This window comes from Beijerinckia indica subsp. indica ATCC 9039 (genome assembly GCF_000019845.1).
GTDB classification, from domain to species: domain Bacteria; phylum Pseudomonadota; class Alphaproteobacteria; order Rhizobiales; family Beijerinckiaceae; genus Beijerinckia; species Beijerinckia indica.
This window is the reverse complement of sequence record NC_010581.1, coordinates 67,423-87,058: the sequence shown is the minus strand read 5'-3', so window position 1 is coordinate 87,058 and position 19,636 is coordinate 67,423. Positions and strand designations below refer to the sequence as shown.

Annotated in this window: 15 protein-coding genes; 7 read left to right on the top strand and 8 right to left on the bottom strand. The window is 57.7% G+C overall.

Features of this window, described 5'->3' with window-relative positions:
- Positions 1–111 precede the first annotated feature (111 nt).
- Positions 112–333: a hypothetical protein gene (locus BIND_RS00390; protein WP_012383095.1), complete on the top strand. Its 222-nt coding sequence runs from the start codon at positions 112–114 to the stop codon at positions 331–333.
- Between the two features lie 113 nt (positions 334–446).
- Here BIND_RS00390 and BIND_RS00385 read toward each other — a convergent pair whose 3' ends face one another.
- The 4 genes from BIND_RS00385 to BIND_RS00370 form a co-directional block, all read right to left on the bottom strand.
- Positions 447–986, bottom strand: coding sequence for a hypothetical protein (locus BIND_RS00385; RefSeq protein ID WP_012383094.1), 540 nt, complete (start codon positions 984–986; stop codon positions 447–449).
- A 386-nt stretch (positions 987–1,372) separates the two neighbouring features.
- Entirely contained in the window at positions 1,373–2,869 is a 1,497-nt protein-coding gene (mctP, locus tag BIND_RS00380; RefSeq protein ID WP_012383093.1) for a monocarboxylate uptake permease MctP, read from the bottom strand.
- Positions 2,859–3,059 carry a DUF3311 domain-containing protein gene (locus BIND_RS00375; RefSeq protein WP_012383092.1) on the bottom strand — a complete coding sequence of 67 codons (201 nt, stop codon included), beginning with the start codon at positions 3,057–3,059 and terminating at the stop codon, positions 2,859–2,861. The genes mctP and BIND_RS00375 overlap by 11 nt, the downstream gene beginning before the upstream one ends.
- Positions 3,060–3,414: 355 nt before the next feature.
- A complete protein-coding gene (locus tag BIND_RS00370; protein WP_012383091.1) occupies positions 3,415–6,843 on the bottom strand; it encodes a helicase-related protein in 3,429 nt (1,142 codons plus the stop codon).
- Between the two features lie 876 nt (positions 6,844–7,719).
- Here BIND_RS00370 and BIND_RS00365 point away from each other — a divergent pair.
- The 6 genes from BIND_RS00365 to BIND_RS00340 all read left to right on the top strand — a co-directional run bounded on the left by BIND_RS00365 (position 7,720) and on the right by BIND_RS00340 (position 16,429).
- Positions 7,720–10,470, top strand: coding sequence for an autotransporter domain-containing protein (locus tag BIND_RS00365; protein WP_041777847.1), 2,751 nt, complete (start codon positions 7,720–7,722; stop codon positions 10,468–10,470).
- 323 nt (positions 10,471–10,793) lie between these two features.
- Entirely contained in the window at positions 10,794–12,134 is a 1,341-nt protein-coding gene (locus BIND_RS00360; RefSeq protein ID WP_012383089.1) for a (Fe-S)-binding protein, read from the top strand.
- A gap of 209 nt (positions 12,135–12,343) precedes the next feature.
- Positions 12,344–13,252 (top strand): sulfate adenylyltransferase subunit CysD, encoded by a 909-nt coding sequence (gene cysD / locus BIND_RS00355; protein ID WP_012383088.1) that lies wholly within the window; start codon positions 12,344–12,346, stop codon positions 13,250–13,252.
- Positions 13,252–15,210, top strand: a complete 1,959-nt coding sequence (cysN, locus tag BIND_RS00350; RefSeq protein WP_012383087.1) for a sulfate adenylyltransferase subunit CysN — start codon at positions 13,252–13,254, stop codon at positions 15,208–15,210. Before cysD ends, cysN begins: the two co-directional genes overlap by 1 nt.
- A 77-nt stretch (positions 15,211–15,287) precedes the next feature.
- Positions 15,288–15,926: a hypothetical protein gene (locus BIND_RS00345; protein ID WP_012383086.1), complete on the top strand. Its 639-nt coding sequence runs from the start codon at positions 15,288–15,290 to the stop codon at positions 15,924–15,926.
- A gap of 29 nt (positions 15,927–15,955) precedes the next feature.
- Positions 15,956–16,429 carry an MmcB family DNA repair protein gene (locus BIND_RS00340; RefSeq protein ID WP_012383085.1) on the top strand — a complete coding sequence of 158 codons (474 nt, stop codon included), beginning with the start codon at positions 15,956–15,958 and terminating at the stop codon, positions 16,427–16,429.
- Between the two features lie 7 nt (positions 16,430–16,436).
- On the opposite strand, the gene BIND_RS00335 is transcribed toward BIND_RS00340, so the two are convergent.
- The 4 genes from BIND_RS00335 to BIND_RS00320 all read right to left on the bottom strand — a co-directional run bounded on the left by BIND_RS00335 (position 16,437) and on the right by BIND_RS00320 (position 19,627).
- Positions 16,437–16,724 (bottom strand): hypothetical protein, encoded by a 288-nt coding sequence (locus BIND_RS00335; protein ID WP_012383084.1) that lies wholly within the window; start codon positions 16,722–16,724, stop codon positions 16,437–16,439.
- 97 nt (positions 16,725–16,821) lie between these two features.
- Positions 16,822–17,577 carry an ethanolamine ammonia-lyase subunit EutC gene (eutC, locus tag BIND_RS00330; protein ID WP_012383083.1) on the bottom strand — a complete coding sequence of 252 codons (756 nt, stop codon included), beginning with the start codon at positions 17,575–17,577 and terminating at the stop codon, positions 16,822–16,824.
- Positions 17,574–18,950 (bottom strand): ethanolamine ammonia-lyase subunit EutB, encoded by a 1,377-nt coding sequence (locus tag BIND_RS00325; RefSeq protein WP_012383082.1) that lies wholly within the window; start codon positions 18,948–18,950, stop codon positions 17,574–17,576. Before BIND_RS00325 ends, eutC begins: the two co-directional genes overlap by 4 nt.
- Positions 18,951–19,126: 176 nt before the next feature.
- Positions 19,127–19,627 carry a hypothetical protein gene (locus tag BIND_RS00320; protein WP_148210521.1) on the bottom strand — a complete coding sequence of 167 codons (501 nt, stop codon included), beginning with the start codon at positions 19,625–19,627 and terminating at the stop codon, positions 19,127–19,129.
- Positions 19,628–19,636: the final 9 nt, after the last annotated feature.

The following is a 19,636-nucleotide window of genomic DNA, read 5'->3' as shown; positions in this document are numbered from 1 at the left end:
TTCATTGAAGCGCGACTCGTCGCGCTTCAATGAAGGTGGATACTGGAGCCCAATCAAGAATTGGGCTCATGAGTTCAAAATCGCACCAGCGTATGGGGAGAAACAATCGGCATGTCCATCGGGGACCATAAGCCGTCGAGGCTCGAGACCGGCTTTCTTCCGGCTATTTCACCGCGTCTCGCACGCCGGCAATTTCAGATTTCCGTGGCGCTCGTCGTGATCATAGCTGTCGGCGTTTATGCCCTGCTCGCCTCCCTCAACGCACCGCGCCATGCGTCGGATAGGCCCTTGTCGAAGAGGCCGGCCGCGACACCACTCCTTGCCAGTCAATAAGCGCCGCGGAGCAAACGCGAGCCTCTGACCGGAATGGTCTTCGCCTTCAGGCGAAAAACATTCCGGAGCGCGAGGGCGCTATCTGCGACCGCTGGCAGAGACGAACATCGGGATTAACCAGCGTTCTTCTTCTTGAGGGCGTCTTCCCAAGTCACTTCCTGGTAATCAGAGACGGCGTCATATTTGAGACCGACATCGGCCAAGGCATCGAGCTTGGCTGCGGTATCGTATTTCTTCAGCTTTACCTTATCGACATAGGTAATATCGATCAGTTCGTTATAGACCGATGTATCGTCGATGAAGATCGTGAAGAATTTAATGCCGTTAAGCGTGAAGTAGAATCGCGCGCCACGCGGCAGATCACTGACATAGATGATATTGACGCTGTTCGCGTCGAGCGCCGGGCCGAAGGTTTCGACGAGTTTGGGCAGCGTCTCGAATTCCTTGATGGAACCGGACAGGAAACCGATTGCCGGCTTGCCGGCTTCCGAAACCGTGAACACTTCCTTCAAAATGGTCTCGGGGTCGTCATAGGAAATATCACCGCGAAAGCCAAAACGGCCGTCGACATGGGTATCGCCTTTCAGAGTCGGTTTCAGAAGCCGGCCTTCGGCGTCCAATTTGGCATAGGGAGTGTCTTTGACATCGGTCATGGGGAGAAAAACCTCGATCCCGTCTGAGAAGTGGCTGACATTGGCCGAAAAGCTCAACCGCTCGAGATTTGAGCGCGCTCTTGCCGAGATCGAGGGAAAAAGATGAAGATCCGGCAAGGCTCGACAAACCAGTCTTTCAACTGACCTATGTCACGATGATCGAAGCTTCCCTCACTGCCTTCAAACCCTTTGGGCGTTCCAAACAATGTGTCGGCAAGATAGTCGGCTTTCTCCCTAGGGGCAACTCAATGTCCCTCCTTTGGCCATCGCCTTTGACGCTGGCCGAAAATTGCGTGCCGAATCATGCCCTTAAAAGCATTAGCCCCAAAAGCGGAAACCACTTTCGGGGCTAATCTTATGCGTTTTCAAAGATCGAGAGCCTGTCTTCAGGTGGCTGGCGCCTGCAGATCCTTCTCCAGGGGCCGATCCGCGGGCAGAAACAGGCTGAGGATTGCGGCGACCAGAATATTCAAGGTCAGCGCGATCAGACCGACATAAAGCGTCACATTCCAATCCCCGTACACGAGCTTGTGCAAGGGTTTCAGCCCGTCACTCCAGGCCAGATAGGTCCCCACGACGAAACCCACAGCCCAGCCGATAAGAAGAGCCTTGGCCTTGAAGAACCGGGTGAAGAGACCAAAGATCAGGGCCGGGAAAGTCTGCAGGATCCACAGGCCTCCAAGCAATTGCAGGTCGAGGGCGAATTGGGTCGGCAAGTAGATAATGACCAAAAGCGCGCCGACCTTGACCAGCATGGAGGTGATCTTGGCCACTTGCGCCTCACCGGCCGGTGTCACCTGTGGATTGACATAGGCCTTCCAGAAATTGCGGGTGAAGAGATTGGCAGCGCCAATGCTCATCACCGCCGCCGGCACCAAGGCGCCAATGGCGATGGCCGCGAAGGAAAAGCCTGCGAACCAGCCCGGAAACAGAGTCTGAAACAGAGCCGGCACGACATCATTATTGTGGCTGAGCTTGAGGCCGGCCGCATGGCCCATATAGCCGAGCAAAGCGAGCAGACCCAACAGCAGCGTATAGGCTGGCAGCAACATGGCATTCTTGCGGATCGTGTCGCCGCTTCGGCTCGCGAAAATACCTGTCAATGTATGCGGATACATGAAGGCCGCGAGCGCCGAGACGAGCGCAAGCGACGCATAGGGAACCATCTGCGCGGGCGCCAGCAGAATGCCGCCGGAGCCTTTGGCCTCGAAAGCCGCCTGAGCCGCCTGGAACACCGCGCCATAGCCCCCCAGCTTGAACGGAACGATGGCGATCGCGACGAGGACGACGATATAAATCATCACATCCTTAACGAAAGCGATCAGCGCGGGGGCTCTGAGGCCAGAGGAATAGGTATAAAAAGCCAGCACCAGAAAGGCGATGATCAAAGGCAATTCGCCCGTGAGACCCAGCGCCTGGATCACCGCGGCCATACCGACGAGCTGCAAGGCGATGTAAGGCATGGTGGCGATGACGCCAGTGGCGGCGACGGCGAGTTCGAGGCCACGCGAGCCATAGCGCCCATGCACGACATCGGCGGCGGTCACGTAATTATTGTCTTTCGCGACCTTCCACAAAATCGGCATGACCGCGAAGACAAAAGGATAGACAATGATCGTATAGGGCAGCGCGAAGAAACCGAAGGCTCCGGTCGCATAGACCAGGGCTGGCACGGCGATCACCGTATAGGCTGTATAGAAATCGCCACCGACGAGAAACCAGGTGATCCAGGTCCCAAATTGGCGACCGCCGAGCCCCCATTCATCGATATGGGCAAGGGTTTTGGGACGCCGCCAATAGGCGGCGACAAAGCCCAGAAGCGTGACGAGCACGAAAAAGAACAAAAAGACGCCAAGCGCCGCGTAATCGATCTCAGTCTTCATGGGAAATCCGCCCGCCCCTCTGGAGGCTCCGATAGACAAAGAAAAGCAACAGGGAGGTTATTGGCACCCAGGCAAGCTGATACCAGTAGAAGAAGGGGAAGCCCAAGAATTCCGGATCGGCATGATTGTAAAAAGGAACCCAGAGCAAGCCTATGTAAGGCAATATCAGCAGCAACCAGATCGGTGACATGGCGTCTTCCTCGAGGCGAAGCAGGATCGAATGGCGATGATCTGCCCCGCTTAAAATGTGGCACAAGCCCGCAAACCACCCCTACTCGTAGGAAACAGGCCAGCAAGGCCGAGCCGCTTCGATCACGAGGGGTTTGTGGCAATATTAAAGCATCGGCCCCAAAAGGGGAGGCCGCTCTTTAAAAATTTGATAATTTTTTCAAAACCCTATTACATGGGTTTACAGCCTGCGCCCTTGTATGCGCACATGTGAAGCCGGGCGGGAAAACCGCCCGGCTTGTCACCAACCCTTCCAAAAACAAAAGGCGCGAAAGACAAGGGGTCGCGGGGCCCATCACCCCACCACCATGTGTTCGTTATTTGTTTTTGTCTTCGAGTTGCGCCTTGAGCGCCGCCAATTTGGCAAAGGGCGAATTGGGATCGATCGCCCGCTCGGCACTGCGTTTTTCGGTCGAAAAATGGCCACGTCCTTGCCCGCGTTCACCATTTTCGCCGGTGCGCGGCTGATGCGAACGATGCTGCGGGGGGCGTTGTGCATTGGGGCGATTCTGGCCGGACCGTTCGCCCGCCGGCCGATTCTGATGACCGCGCCTCTGCTGTTTCTGATCATCCCGCTTCTGGTCATCCCGCACGGGCGCATGCGCGGCATGTTCTTGTCCCTGACCGGCCTCTTGACCGGCTGGCGAGCCCGCAAGCCCGCTGATTTCGGCCGGTGCACCCTGATGCGGAGCCCGATGCGCTCCCTGATGCGGTCCTTGCCGATGATCGCCACGCCCCTTTGGCCGGTGCTGTCCGGCCTCGGCCGACGCGCCCTCCTGATGCGGCCGGCGTCCCCGATTGTCGGGCCGGCGCGCATGATTTTGGCGATGGGGCCGCCAGACTTCGATCAGCACCTCTTCGACGACCACAGGCTCACTTGTCCCGGCTGCCTCTGTCTCGACGGTTTCGGATTCGGCCGGTTTTGCCTCGTCTGTGGCGGGCTCAGTAGAAGCCTCCGATGAAGCGTCAGCGGTTTCTGTCGCGGGCTCGTTTTCGGGAGCACTCTCGGCCGAGGCCTCGCCGGAAGCCGCAGCGGGCGATTCGGCGACAGTCGTAAGGCCTGGTTCCTCGACCGCGACAGTTGCCGCTCCCTCAGCCTGAGCCGAATCAGTTTGCGTAACATCGATTTGCGCCCCATTGATTTGGGTCGCCTGGGCCGAGTCTTCTGAGGTTGCATCGGCCTGCACGGTCTCTGCGGAGGCCGCTTCGCCTGCGAGCGTCGGCTGAACCGGCTCGGTCGCAGCAAGCGGCACCAGCTTATGGGTAATCGGCGGCCCCTTACGCTGTTCCGATTGATAGCCGAGCGAACGCAGGATCGAGCCAAAACTCTCGCCGGAACAGCCGGCGAGCGATGTCATGGCGACGGTGACGACGAAGCCATCACCATCAGCGGTACCGGCCGGTGGCTCGCCGGGCGTCGTCCCAGGCCGGTAAGAAACGGCTGGCCGGATCAGATCAGCGAGGCGTTCGAGAATATCGACGCGCACCGCCCGATCGCCGCAGACGCGGAAACCGGCTGCGCGATAGAATCCCTTCGGCACATCCTTGTCGGCGACGAAGGAGGTGCGGCCGGAGGCGGCGAGATGCGGCACTTCATCGAGGCCCTTCAGCTCCTCGACCCCGCCATTCTTCAAGGCCCAGAGCTGAGCCGCAAGCGCGCGCGGCGCCGGCTTGAGCAAAGCCGGCAGATAAAGATGATAGGCGCCGAATCTGATGCCGAACTTGCGCAAGGCGGCACGGGTCTCCTGCGCCAGATTCTTGACCTCGTCGGCGACCTTGGCCCGCTCCAGGACGCCCAGGGCCTCGGCCACCTGGAAGGCGATGCCGCGGGCAATGCCCTCAAGTCCCTCGCTTCTTTCCAGTTCGGCAAGGGGGCCGAGATATTTCTTGACGTGTTGGGCAAGCCAGAGCTCGAGGCGCCGCTGGACCTGCTCAAGAGACGGGCCCGTCAGATGCTCGTCGGCGATGACGCGCACGCGGGGTTCGAGCACATGTTCACCGGCAATGATTTTGCCGACCGGCTCGCCGAGCCAGCGAATGATTCCATCATTGGCCAGGACGAAAGCCTCGTCCACCGCTTCATGGACACGATTGGCGCGGCTTTCAATCTCGCTTGCCAGCGCTTTTTGCGCGGCGGCGGCCAGGGCCTTGGCGGCTTCGCCCTCGGCCTGCGGATCGGCCGTGAAGCGAAATCCATTGAGCTGGCCTACGTGCTGGCCTTCCACCATCACTTCGCCATTGGTGGTGATTTCCGCTTCCATGATCGCATTCTCTCTCAAACGGCGCATGAGGACGCTGGTCCTCCGGTCGACAAACCTTTGGGCCAGCCTCTCATGCAAGGCGTCGGATAATGTGTCCTCTACCTGACGCGTCACGCCCTGCCAATGCCGAGGATCGGCTAACCAGTCGGAACGATTGGCGACAAAAGTCCAAGTGCGGCATTGCGCGATGCGCGCGGACAGAGCATCGATGTCACCATCGACCCGCGCCACGGCCTCGATCTGGCGGGCCAGCCAATCCTCGGGGATGCGGCCGGCACGGACCACAAAGCCGTAGATCGCCAGCACGAGCTCCGAATGGGCGGCCGGTGAAAGCTTCCGATAATCGGGAATTTGGCAGCATTCCCAAAGACGTGCAATGTCACCACGATTCGTGGCGGTGCGCTGCACGGTTGCATCGCGCGCCGCGACATCGAGCACCAATTGATCCACGGCCAATGGCGCGCGGGTCAGGCGCGGCTCCTTTGGCAGCATGTCGAGCGAGCCGGCGAGATCGGCGAGGGACGAAAAATCGAGATCAGTGTTGCGCCATTGCAGCATGTTCACAGAATCGAACCGATGCTCTTCCAAGGCTTCGATAAGATCCTCGTCAAAAGGCGCGCAACGCCCGGTTGTACCGAAAGTGCCGTCCCGCAAATGGCGGCCGGCGCGCCCAGCGATCTGGCCGAATTCGGCCGGCGTCAGGCGCCGATAATGCCAACCATCGAATTTGCGGTCGGCGGCGAAGGCAATGTGATCGACATCAAGATTGAGGCCCATGCCGATCGCATCGGTTGCGACAATATAATCCACTTCGCCGTTCTGATACATTTCGACCTGAGCGTTGCGGGTCCGCGGCGAAAGCGCGCCCAGCACTACAGCCGCGCCGCCGCGCTGGCGCCGGATCCATTCGGCGATCGCATAGACTTCCTCGGCGGAAAAGGCGACGATGGCGCTACGCCTTGGCAGGCGCGCCATTTTCTTTTCGCCAGCAAAGCTTAGCTTGGACAGGCGCGGGCGGGCGAGAAAATGCGCGCCGGGCAGAAGTTCGGCCAGGGCACGCTGCATGGTCGCGGCACCAATCAACAGAGTCTCGTCACGCCCGCGCCGGTTCAATAAGCGATCGGTGAAGACATGACCCCGGTCGAGATCGCTCGCGAGCTGGATTTCGTCGATCGCCACGAAAGAAAGATCGAGATCGCGCGGCATGGCCTCGACGGTCGAGATCCAATAGCGCGCCGTCGCCGGTTTGATCTTTTCCTCGCCGGTGATGAGGGCGACAGCACCCAATCCAGCCTTTTCGACGACACGATGATAAACCTCACGCGCCAAAAGCCGCAGGGGCAGGCCGATCATACCGGAGGGATGCGCCAGCATCCGTTCGATGGCGTGGTGAGTCTTACCCGTATTGGTCGGACCAAGCAGGATGCTAACGCCCTTGGCGCGCTCCTGCCGATGCAATCGCGTGGCCGGAAATAAAAGAGTCATGGCATGACCCGGCAAGAGGAAATTTGACACGGCTGAGTAATGTCGAGCGGCTGAGGAAACTCCTTGCAAGCAGCTCCGCCCGGAGCAACAGGGGTGCGGTGACCGGTCAGGCCTGAGGCGGTACAGTCATGATTGGCGTTCTGATTACCACAGATAGTATAAGAGAATGAAGCGGCAACCCCACGCTTCCCCAAGGAAATCGCGGGGTTGCAACAAGGGAGGCCGCTGGCTCGGCTAGCCTTGCATCTCCTGCTTCCAACTCTCAGCTTCAGCCTCCTGCCTCGATGTCTGGGCCATTTGGCCGGGTCTTCGAAATCGAACCAAACCACGGAACAGACAAGGAACAAATCACGGCCGAATCGCTGATCTTAAACAAATCTGTTTTTGTTCCCCTTGACGAAGGGAGCGACAGATAAGGTCGAATCGACCCAAAATCACCGCTCCTTGCCGCTTACCTGTGACTTTGAAACAACTCTGGCTTGAATTTTTCTCGGAATTTTTGACATACAAATACTGAAGCGCAGCAGTATTAAACCAGTCAAAATATTGAAATAACAATACTTATTTATTCGTATGTGGGGTCTTGAAGGCCGTTTTATGAGTCATCCGAACGGGAAAGCAGGCAGCCCTGACCATCAGACTGTTAGATTTACACTCATAATTTCAGATAATGTTCCTCATGGAGATCCCGTCTCTGTGGCTTTTCAGTGTGTTCTTGCTCCTAAAATCTGAGCGATTGCCATAATCGACACATGACGACGCAACAAAAGCTTGAAACTTCGAGTTAGACGCACGATGAAGCCAAACGTCCCGTCAGCGTTACGCAGAGAACCGGCCCTTATCGCATGGTTCCTCGGTTCCACGGCTTTGAGCCGAGTGACCTCCGACACAATCACGTCACTCTCGCTCGTTTCGGCTCTCACGGCGGTTATACCTGGCCATGCCGCGGCCCAGACGCATGATATCGATAGGGCCGCAGCTTATTATCTGGCCAGCGAAGTCGGACTCTCGGTCCGTCCCGTCTTTGTCGGTGGCACATTGCGCACCGATCTCACGAAGGGCGTTTACGGACAGAATTTCACGCTCGATGGCTCGCCGACCAACACAATCGATCAATTCGGCAAGGACTCAACCTTCACCGGTGTCTTCTCTGACGGGACGGCGGGCATTGCGGGCAATCTCGTTTTTACCAATAGCGGCAGTGACGGTTCGATCCCCAATTCGAACATCATCGGGCTGCTGGAGGAGGTCGGACAGAATTACGCACTCAATGGTTCGCCGACCAACGCAATCGATCAACTCATCAGGGTCGCAGCCTTCACCAACCTCTCTGGCGGGACGGCGGGCATTACGGGCAATCTCACTCCCTCCAATAGCAGCAATAGCGGCTCGGTGACGCTGACCGGGACGAATATCTATACCGGCATGACGACGATCATGCCCGGGGCCCATCTGATCATTGGGTCCGGCGGCTCGATCACCCATTCGAACATCATCGCCAATTCCGGGTTTCTGGAGGTCGCTCCCCAAGGCGCCGTCGCCGTTTCCGGCATCTCCAGTAATCGCTTTGGCCTCATCCTTAATGAGGGAAGCTGGACTGGCAATGTCGCAAACTCTATCGCACTGGCCATCAATACCGGGACCTGGAACGGCAATGTGGCAAACTATATCGGCGTGGCCGGCAATGCCGGGACTTGGAACGGCAATGTAACAAACTACACCGGGCTGGCCATCAATGCCGGGGCTTGGAACGGCAATGTGGCAAACTATACCGGGCTGGCCATCAATGTCAGGACCTGGAATGGCAATGTGGCAAACTATGCCGGGCAGGTCACCAATCTCGGGACTTGGAACGGCACTGCAACAAACTATGCCGGGCAGGTCATCAATAGCGGAAACTGGAACGGCACTGCAGCAAACTATACTGGGCAAACCACCAATCTCGGGACTTGGAACGGCAATGTATCAAACTATGCCGGACAAACCACCAATCTCGGAACTTGGAATGGCAATATATCAAACTATGCCGGAGAAACCATTAATGTCCGAAACTGGAACGGTAGCCTGTTGAGCAATACCGGTGGCATCCTCAACAACGGTACATGGAACAGTCCTTTCCTCACCAATGATAGAGGGTCAGTCACAACCACAGGCACTGTGAATGTGGCATCAACACTCACGAACGGAGGCACGTTCTACGCAAAAGGCACAGTGAACGCATCCTTGATCGAGAACACAGGCTCGTTCAATGTTATAGGCCCCCTCACCGGCACGATAGGGACTTTCAATAATGCCGGAACACTCAACCTCGCCAATGGCAATGTCACGGATGTGTTTCGGGTCGGCGCCTATCAAGGCCAAGGGGGACGGCTTATTGTCGATGTGAACCTTTTGAACAATACCAATGCGGTGCGCGGCGATGTCCTGCAGGCTGACACCACGAGCGGCACGACCTATGTCTCGATTGATAATGTCGCCCATGGGCGCAGCTATTTCGCGACGCCCATTCCGATCATCCAATCATCCGGCGGCGGCACGACCTTCGATCTAGTCGATACACCTTCGGCCGGCCTCGTCGATTATAATCTCGCGGAAGTGTCACGCCATAATTGGAGCCTCGTGTCCTCGATCAATCCGAGATCTTCGAGTTTCTCCGCATCGACGGTCGCGTCCGCCCTCGCTTTGAATACGGGCTTCTTCCAGAACGCGAGCAGCTTCGTCTCCTTGCCGGAGTCCCCTGAACCCAACAAATGGGCGGGCGGTCCCTGGATTCGCATCGCCGATGGACGCAATGATGTCAATGCGATCGGCACGACGCCCAACGGCAATGGCGGCGCCCGTTCAGCCCCCTCCTTGGTTCGCACACGCTTCAACGGTTTCCAGACGGGCGTGGATCTTGGCTATTACAATATCGAAAATTCAGGCTTCAGCGCGGTTTTGGGCATGACCGCCGGCCGGGCCACGCTGAATTCCAGTGAACTCAGCGGCTACAACAGCACCAATGCCATCCAAGTGCCCTTCATCGGCATTTATGGATTATTCGCAGGACATGGATTCTTCGCCGACTTCCAGGTGCGCGAAGATTTCTATCAAATGAACCTCTCCTATCCAGAGGCCTATGTTCACGGCAATTCCCTGACCGGAACCAGTCTCGGAGCCAATGGCTCGATCGGTTATCACTGGAACATCACCAAGGACTTCTTTGTCGAGCCCACGGCCGCACTCATCTATTCGGACTTGCACGTCAACGGACTTCAGGTTGGGATCGATCCCGCCAATGATGTTTACGGAACAGTGACCTTCCAGCCGATCGAAAGCCTGCTCGGCCGTTTCGGCGGCCGCATCGGCGCGAACTATGTGTTGGAAGACATTGACCTGGTGATGCAGCCATTCCTGATCGCAAATGTCTGGCGGGAATTTGCCGGCGACGCGAAGAGCACGTTCAACGCGAACGGCAGCGCGGTGCCGATCAGCCTGACGCGCGTCGGAACCTTCGGCCAAGTGGGCCTTGGCTTTTCCAGTTCCGTGCTGAACACCGGTCTTGTCGGCTTCTTCCACGGCGATTATCGGCTCGGCGACCAGTTCCGCGGCTATGCGCTGAATGCGGGCTTACGCTACCAGTTCTAGGCCACAAAGCAGATCCATCACCCCTCCAGGCTTAGCCCTAAAAGACTTCATCTCTAGCTCGCAACTATAAATATTAGTGAAGTAAGCGCCGCCTTATTCGAAATAATACCCTATTATAATACAGAACTAAATTATTATAGCTTGAGATTATCTTATCATCTCGACTGTGAATGTCTTGCTGCGTCCGGTAAAGCGGGCCTATACTGGCGCAAAATTTGCTTGCGAAACTGCTGGATGTTTTCCATCCACCCCTTGACGATGGTGCGACAGGGCGGAGCCAGGATAAAGGCTCGGCCACGGGAACCAGGACAACGGATCACAGCATGAAGACTTTCCTCGATTGGTCGGCCTACGATACCTATGGCATTGGCGACGCCTATTCCGGGATCCCCGCGACGGGTGGCAATTATGCCAAGGCGGTCGCCGTCTGCATGCATAGCCGCGATTGTCAGAACACCGGCAAGGGCGTCATGTGCCCGAGCTATCGCATCACAGGCGACCGCGCCCATTCGACCGAGGCACGAGTCGCCGCTTTCAAGGCCGCGCTCAACGGCGAATATGGCGATAAATCCTTCGATGATCCCCGGCTCGCCGAATCCATGGATCTCTGCGTCTCATGCAAGGCCTGCAAGAAGGAATGCCCGAGTTCGGTCGACATGACCCTGATCAAAACCGAATATCTGGCACAAAAACACGCGATCCTCGGGGTTCCGAAACGGGCGATGCTGTTCGGCGCCATTCCGCGTTGGGCCGCCCATTATCGCAAATTATTGCGGCTGGGCACAATTCTGCGCAACCGCTCCAAAACCCTGGCGTGGCTCGGGGAACGCTGGTTCGGCATTGCCGCTGAACGCGCTTTGCCGGTTCTCGCAGCCAAACCTTTCGCCGGAATCGAGACAAAGGACGCGGGGGAACGCGGGGAGGTGATCCTCTTCGTCGATACATTCTGCCATCATTTTGATCCCGAGATCGCCGAGGCAGCCACCACGGTTCTCGAAAGCGCGGGCTATAAGGTGAGGCACGCCAAGCCCGCCGCCAGCGATGCCGAGCCGGACCGGCCTTTGTGCTGCGGGCGCACCTATCTCACCACCGGTCTGGTGGAAGAGGCCCGCGCCGAAGGCAAACGCGTGCTCGAAGCCTTCCGGCCGGAGATCGCCAAGGGCACACCGATCATCGGCCTCGAACCCTCCTGCCTGTTATCCCTGCGCGACGAACTCTATAGTCTCGGCCTCGGCGCGGAAGTGGGTGACCTTGGTAAAAATCTCTATCTGCTGGAGGAATTTCTGGTCCGCGAGCATCAGCGCGGCATGCGGCTCAGTCTGAAAAAACTCGATATGCCCAAGGCTCTGGTGCATGGCCATTGCCATCAAAAAGCATTCGGCGTCATGAAAGCGACCCGCAAGGCGCTCAGCTTCATTCCAGGCTTTACCTTCGACATTGTGGAATCGAGCTGTTGCGGCATGGCTGGCAGTTTCGGTCTCGAGGCCGAACATTACAAAGCCTCGCTCGACATGGCCGAGATCAGCTTGCTGCCGGCCGTGCGCGAGGCCTCGTCCGATGCGCCGATCATCGCCAATGGATTTTCCTGCCGGCATCAGATCCAGCATGGCAGTGGCCGCAATTCGATGCATATTGCCGTTTTGCTGCGCGACGCCCTCGCCTGAGACAAGTCTTTATCGAGACCCTGTTCACCCTTCTCCGGCCCGTCATCGACGGGCTGTTTATTCATCGCGGATTTCGCCTGGTGGATTTCGCTTGAGCCCTTGTCTCCCCTCACGCATGAGGGCTTGGCTGGCCGCCATTGCAAATCCGCCCGGGCCGGCATAGAACGCGCATAAGAAATGTGGATTAGATCCAATTACAGGGATTTTATGTGAAAAAGCCCCTTCCTCCTCACTTGCGGCGGCTCGAGGCCGAGTCGATCTTCATCATGCGGGAAGTGGTGGCGGAGTTCGAACGCCCGGTGATGCTCTATTCCATCGGCAAGGATTCGAGCGTGATGCTACACATCGCGCAAAAGGCGTTTTTCCCATCGAAACCTCCGTTTCCCTTGCTGCATGTCGACACGACCTGGAAATTTCGCGAAATGATCAGCTTTCGCGACGAGGCCGCGAAGCGCGTCGGCATGGAATTGCTCGTCCATATCAACCAGGACGGCGTCAAGCGCGGCATTTCTCCCTTTGCGTCCGGCTCTTCCGTCCATACACAAGTCATGAAGACGGAAGGCCTGCGCCAGGCGCTCGACCAGTGGAAATTCGACGCGGCTTTCGGCGGCGCCCGCCGCGATGAGGAGAAGAGCCGCGCCAAGGAGCGCGTCTTCTCGCATCGTTCAGCCGCGCATGCCTGGGACCCGCGCAATCAGCGCCCGGAACTCTGGAGCTTGTTCAATACCAAGATCCGTCCGGGCGAATCCATGCGCGTTTTTCCGCTCTCCAATTGGACTGAACTCGACGTCTGGGATTATATCGAGGCTGAGGACATCCCCGTCGTGCCGCTCTATTTCGCCAAGGAGCGGCCGGTCGTCGACCGCCAGGGCGCGCTGATCATGGTCGATGACGATCGTCTGCCGCTCAACCCCGGCGAGAAGCCACGGCTCGAAAAAGTCCGTTTCCGTACACTCGGCTGCTATCCATTGACCGGAGCCGTCCGTTCAGAGGCTGAATCTTTGAGCGAGATCATTGCCGAAATGCGCGCCTCGCATACATCGGAACGAGAAGGCCGGCTGATCGATCACGATGAGACGGGCTCGATGGAAAAGAAAAAGCGCGAAGGATATTTCTGATGGCCGAGGTCGCGATCCAACTCGTCTCCGCGACACCGGCCTCGGCGGGCGTTGAGACCACACAGCAAGAGCATACACAATTTGATCGGCTCACGCGTCAGACCTTGCGGTTTTTGACCTGCGGCTCGGTCGATGACGGCAAATCGACTCTGATCGGACGGCTCCTCTATGATCAAAGCCTGATCCTCGACGATCAGCTCGCCGCCCTCGAACGCGACTCCAAGAAACACGGCACCGATGGTGCCAATATCGATTTCGCTTTGCTTGTCGATGGCCTGGAAGCCGAGCGCGAACAAGGCATCACGATCGACGTCGCCTATCGCTATTTCACGACGCCGCGCCGTTCTTTCATCGTCGCCGATACACCCGGCCATGAACAATATACACGCAATATGGTGACGGGGGCCTCGGGCGCCGATCTCGCCATTCTGCTCATCGACGCCCGCAAGGGTCTGCTCACTCAGACCTGCCGCCATGCGGCGATCGTTTCGCTGACCGGCATCAAACATATCGTTCTCGCGGTCAACAAGATCGATCTCGTCGATTATGACGAAGCGCGTTTCAACGAGATCGTCGCCGATTTCAAAAAATTCGCGGCGCCGCTCGGTTTCGAGAGCCTGCAGCCGATCCCCCTTTCGGCGCGTCATGGCGACAATATGTCGGAACGCAGTGCCCTTACCCCCTGGTACAAAGGGCCGAGCCTGATTTCCTATCTCGAGGACGTGAATGTCGAGCAGGACCGGCGCTCGGAACCCTTCCGCATGCCTGTGCAATGGGTGAACCGGCCGCATCTCGATTTTCGCGGTTTTTCCGGCACGCTCGCAAGCGGCCGCGTGAGTGTCGGTGATGCCGTGATCGTGGCAGCATCGGGCCGCACATCGACCATCGCCCGCATTGTCACCGCTAATGGCGATCTGGACAGCGCCGAGGCCGGGGATTCCATCACCCTCACCCTCAATGACGAAGTCGATATTGCCCGCGGCGATATTCTCTGCACGCCCAAGGACCGGCCCGAGGTTTCCGATCAATTCGCCGCCCATCTGATTTGGATGAGCGATGAGAAGCTTTTGCCCGGCCGTTCCTATCTGCTGAAAGCCGGCACACGCAGCGTGCCGGTGACGGTGACCGAGCTCAAATATCGGCTCGATGTCAATAATCTCGGTGAGCTCGCAGCAAAGACGCTCAGTCTGAATGAAGTCGGTTTCTGCAATCTCGCAACGACCACGCCGCTTGCTTTCGACCCCTATCAAGCCAATCACACGACTGGCGCCTTCATTCTGATCGACCGGACCACCCATGCGACCGTGGCGGCGGGCCTCATTGCGCATGGCCTGCGCCGTGCGACACATATTCATCGCCAGGGCCTGAATATCAGCAAGGCCGATCGCGCCCGCATCAAGCACCACAAGCCTGCCGTCCTTTGGTTCACCGGTCTTTCGGGCTCCGGCAAATCCACCATCGCCAATCTCGTCGAGTCGCGTCTGTATGCGCATAATGTGCATACAATCCTGCTCGATGGCGATAATATCCGCCATGGCCTCAACAAGGATCTCGGCTTTTCCGATGTCGATCGCGTGGAAAATATCCGCCGGATCGGCGAGGTGGCGAAATTGATGACGGAAGCCGGCTTGATCGCGATCTGCTCGTTCATCTCACCGTTCCGCGCCGAGCGCGACTTGGCCCGCTCACTCCTTGATGAAGGCGAATTCATCGAAATCTTTGTCGATACGCCAATCGAGGATTGTATCGCGCGTGACCCGAAGGGCCTCTACAAAAAGGCGATTGCCGGCGAGATCAAGAATTTCACCGGCATTGATCAGCCTTATGAACCGCCGCTCAATCCGGAACTCGTTCTAGGCCGTGAAAGCGCGCAGCAAGGTGCGGCCAAGGTCATCGCCAAATTGATCGAACTCGGCTTCATCGACGAGATCGAGAATCTCGACGATTGGTCGATTTGAGAATTTGCCAAAGCCCGGCAATGGATTAATCTCGCCTTCCTCAAAGGTGCCTTTGGCTCATCCGGAGAGGGAGGCGAATGATAAAAGAATATAAAACCTCTGGATTAGCAATATTGGCCGGTTGGGCTTTGGTCACCATCATGGCCGCCTTCCTCGTCACGGCCGGTTGGGACTGGTATCACTATGGCCATCTGAGACTTTGCCTTCCAGAAGATAGTCTTGGAGCACCTTACGGCCGTTACGATCCTCCAGCCAATCCGCAAGAGCTTCGCACACCACGGTATTGGTGCGCCTATTCAACATTGATCGCGGCACAAAGAGGAGACCGGTATCACGATATTGAGCATTTGAAGAGACGCACACCGAGTCTTTTGGAAGGAATACAGCTCGATACAGGCAAAGCTCCTCCCGTGGACCTGACAGCGTCTCCTTCCAATAATATGATCGGCAACTTTTTTCATGTCGTCGCGACACGGATTATTCGTCTGGCTTCCAAGGTCCTTGGTTCCTGGTTCAATAATAAGTTCGTTCCGGTGTGGAACAGTTTTGTCGCGGATGATGCTGATCCCTCATCAGCCGGTATTCGTTTTGTCCTGGCTGCAGGTGCTCTCGCTCTGTTCGTGGCGATGTTGGCAATGACCATCAAGATGACATGGGAATGGGCTCAGACTGTCTGGAGCGCGAAAGATGCGTCGCGGGCGTCATCTCCACATTAAGGACAGCCTATGATAGGTGACGGAATGCCGTGCTGAATTCGACGCAATCCTTGATCCTGCCGCCCGATGGCCGCCAATCCGAGACCGCTTTGCGGGTCGCACGCGGAACGCGGCGGCTGCTCCGCGCCCTGCAATTCTCCACAGTGACGGAATTGCCTTTATTGTCCGGCCGCAGGGCCGATCTTGTCGCGCTGGGGGAATCCGGCGCGATCCATATTATCGAGATCAAATCCTCGATCGCCGATTTCCGCGCCGATCATAAATGGCAGGACTATCGCGCCCATTGCGACAGGCTCTATTTCGCCATTCCACAGGATATGCCTGTCGAGATCATGCCGGAGGAAGCCGGCCTCATCATCGCCGACTCCTATGGCGCGATGATCGTGCGGGAAGCGCCGGACCATAAAATGCCGCCCGCCACGCGGCGCGCCATGCTCTTGCGTTTCGCCCACGCGGCCGCGCATCGCCTGCACGGATTGAGCGATCCGGAGATGGCTCTCTGAAGATGGGTTATTGACCGCTGCTCAGCCGGCGCTTATTCGCCCGCACCTTGCGGTTGTAATGTTTCGATGTCTTCTCGATGACGCTTTGCGGCGTCGAGCCGAGCTTGCCGGTCATGGCCTTGACGCCAAGATTCAAATTGGCCTTGATCTTTTCATTGACCATCCGGCGCGCTTCCCGTTCCGCCGCCTTGCCGCCGGCCACAAGTTTCATCATGCGCAAGGCGATGACACTCGAAGCTTCGACACTGAGCGTTAAGGCGGAGAAGCTCGCGCGCAGCCAGGGATTGCTCTTCATCGGCGCTCCAGTGCAAGGCTCGAGCGAGGAACCGGGCAAGGGTTAAACGCTGCCTGTGTGAATTTACACCCGAAGCCTACCACTCTTTTTCAGAAATTCAGCGCTCTTTCATCGCCTCGGGCGGAGCGAGGGCGTTCAAAGCCGCGTCCTCTTTGAGCATCGTGCCGGTGCCTTGCAAATGTAAGGCATAAGAAGCAATCGCACCGATGCGCCTCGCCGCTTCTTCCAGTGAGAGGCCGCCCGGCCTGATATTCGAGATACAATTGCGTTGCGCGTCCGTCGTCTTGCCCGGCACCGGCGCGAAAGTGATATAGGCGCCGAGACTGTCCGCAGCCGAAAGGCCCGGCCGTTCACCAATCAGCACGATCACCAGCCGCGCACCAAGCGCCGAGGCGATTTCGTCGCCGAGCGCCACGCGCGCCTGCAAGGCGATCACCGGCGGTGCGAAACGGAGGGGCAAGCGCTTTTCGATCAGAGCGCCAAGCCGCGCCGCCTGGCTCTGCACCGCAAGGGCGGAAAGCCCATCGGCCAGAACGAGGCTGATGTCGTAAAAGCCTTCCCGCAATTTTTCGCGCGAGGCCTCATCGAGCCGGCGGCCGAGATCGGGGCGCTGGAGATAGAGCGCGCGATCGCGTGCCTGACTCTGGACGATGATCGGCTTGAGAGGATCGAGTTCAGAACACAGTTTCTCACTGTCGAGCGCGGCATGGACGGCATCGCGCGCCCTGGCGTGATCGCGCTGGAATTCAAGGAGGCGCGCGGTCGGCAAGCCATCGCCGCAGCGGCCGAGCGCGATGCGGGCCGGGGTTTTCTCCCTCAGAAAGACCCAAGGATCAGCATAAGGATCGCTCATGGAAAGGCGGCGAGAAGTTTTTGCGCCTGTAGCGCCGGGCGGATCCGCGATTGCGAATCCATAATGCCCATTTTAAGGAGCCAGGCCTCGAATTCCGGCGCTGGTTTCAGGCCGAGAACAGAGCGCAGATAAAGCGCGTCATGATAGGAGGTCGATTGATAGCCGAGCATGATGTCATCGGCTCCCGGCACACCCATGATATAGGTGCAGCCCGCGACACCGAGCAGGGTCATGAGATTGTCCATGTCATCGGAATCGGCTTCAGCGTGATTCGTATAGCAGACATCGACGCCCATGGGCAGGCCGAGAAGCTTGCCGCAGAAATGATCCTCGAGCCCCGCCCGGATGATCTCCTTTCCGTCATAGAGATATTCCGGCCCGATGAAACCGACGACCGTATTGACGAGCAACGGAGAATAGCGTCGCGCGACCGCATAGGCGCGCGCCTCCATCGTCTGCTGATCGACATCATAATGTGCGTCAGACGATAAAGCCGAACCTTGTCCGGTCTCGAAATAGAGAAGATTGGCACTGGCATCGGCGCGATTGAGGCCGCGCACCGCCGCATGCGCTTCATCGAGCAGCGGGAGATCAACGCCAAAGGCTCTATTGGCCGCTTCCGATCCCGCGATCGATTGAAAGACGAGATCGACGGGACCTCCTTGCGCGATGACATCCAATGTCGTTGTCACATGCGCGAGCACACAGGCCTGGATGGGAATGTCGAAACGCAGGCGCAGCTCTTCGATCCGTTGGAGCAATGTCAAGGCCTGCGCGGCGCTATCGGTCGCGGGGTTGATGCCGATACAGGCATCGCCGCAACCATAAAGCAACCCATCGAGAATCGATGCGCCAATGCCTGCAAGATCATCGCTTGGATGATTGGGTTGCAAGCGCACCGAGAGCCGCCCCGGCAGGCCGATGGTGGTGCGAAAATGCGTGATGACGGAGATTTTCCTCGCGACGGCAATCAGATCCTGATTGCGCATGAGCTTTGAGACGGCCGCCGCCATTTCCGGCGTGAGGCCGGGGGCAAGTTTTGCGAGGCTTTCGGTGGTGGTCGCGTCCGATAGAAGAAAATCGCGAAATTCGCCGACGGTCATCGCAGCAACGGGCGCGAAGGCCTCCGCGTCATGCGTGTCCACGATGAGGCGTGTCACTTCATCCTGTTCATAGGGGATGAGCGGCTCGTTCAGAAAGGTTTTCAGCGGCAGATCGGCCAGTGTCATGCGGGCGGCGACCCGCTCCGCATCGGTGTCCGCCGTGAGCCCCGCGAGTCTGTCGCCCGCGCGCAAAGGCGAGGCGCGGGCGAGAAGCGTGCGCAGATCGGGAAAGCAATAATGCGTGCCGGCTATGGTGCTGGAATAGGGCAAGATGCTGCCTCACAATCAAAGCCGGTCGATACAGTTTCATGAAACTGACAAAATCGAACCGGAAACTAGATACCATTTTCCAATTCGAATGGAACCGCTGCGTGATACAAACCCATTAAAGAGCTAATGCCAATCCGCGATCGCGGGGAAGAGAAATCACAATGGGCCAATGCGCATCATGATTTGGCATCGAGACCCTCCTCATATGCCGCCTTCAACAGGAGGATACCCTGAATATTGAAAACAACGGCTCCTTCACCCGAGCCGGCTCTGAGCCACGGCAGAAGACGCTCGGTTTTCTGGTGAACTCTCTCTGATACGGCCTTCCCCACTGCTTCATGGAGCGTGGAAAAATACTCCCTCTTCGTTGGATCGTATTTATCGCAGCTTGTAAGCGGTTCCAGTCCTTCAGGAACCCAAAGTAAAGCTATCTCTTGTGTAGCCATAACTCTCCCTCTGAGCCTACAGCTCAGCATATAGGGCGCATTCACTGGAAATACCAGAATTCCGCGCAAGCCTGGAACTGAAAGCCTCTTCTTTCTTGCAATATACAGGGTGAACGGGGCCTCATCCGTTCCGGTTAAAATCCGTCTTGCTCCCATTACAGAATTGCTCGGCGGTTCATCAACGCCAACACCGCACGTCGCTACGAAAAAAGCCGATGCACAAACGTACACCGGCTCCCC

What these genes read in the sequence shown, in the direction of transcription:
- BIND_RS00390 (WP_012383095.1), top strand. Translation starts at nt 112, where the DNA reads ATGTCCATCGGGGACCATAAGCCGTCGAGGCTCGAGACCGGCTTTCTT.
- BIND_RS00385 (WP_012383094.1), bottom strand. Translation starts at nt 986, where the DNA reads ATGACCGATGTCAAAGACACTCCCTATGCCAAATTGGACGCCGAAGGC.
- mctP (WP_012383093.1), bottom strand. Translation starts at nt 2,869, where the DNA reads ATGAAGACTGAGATCGATTACGCGGCGCTTGGCGTCTTTTTGTTCTTT.
- BIND_RS00375 (WP_012383092.1), bottom strand. Translation starts at nt 3,059, where the DNA reads ATGTCACCGATCTGGTTGCTGCTGATATTGCCTTACATAGGCTTGCTC.
- BIND_RS00370 (WP_012383091.1), bottom strand. Translation starts at nt 6,843, where the DNA reads ATGACTCTTTTATTTCCGGCCACGCGATTGCATCGGCAGGAGCGCGCC.
- BIND_RS00360 (WP_012383089.1), top strand. Translation starts at nt 10,794, where the DNA reads ATGAAGACTTTCCTCGATTGGTCGGCCTACGATACCTATGGCATTGGC.
- cysN (WP_012383087.1), top strand. Translation starts at nt 13,252, where the DNA reads ATGGCCGAGGTCGCGATCCAACTCGTCTCCGCGACACCGGCCTCGGCG.
- BIND_RS00345 (WP_012383086.1), top strand. Translation starts at nt 15,288, where the DNA reads ATGATAAAAGAATATAAAACCTCTGGATTAGCAATATTGGCCGGTTGG.
- BIND_RS00335 (WP_012383084.1), bottom strand. Translation starts at nt 16,724, where the DNA reads ATGAAGAGCAATCCCTGGCTGCGCGCGAGCTTCTCCGCCTTAACGCTC.
- eutC (WP_012383083.1), bottom strand. Translation starts at nt 17,577, where the DNA reads ATGAGCGATCCTTATGCTGATCCTTGGGTCTTTCTGAGGGAGAAAACC.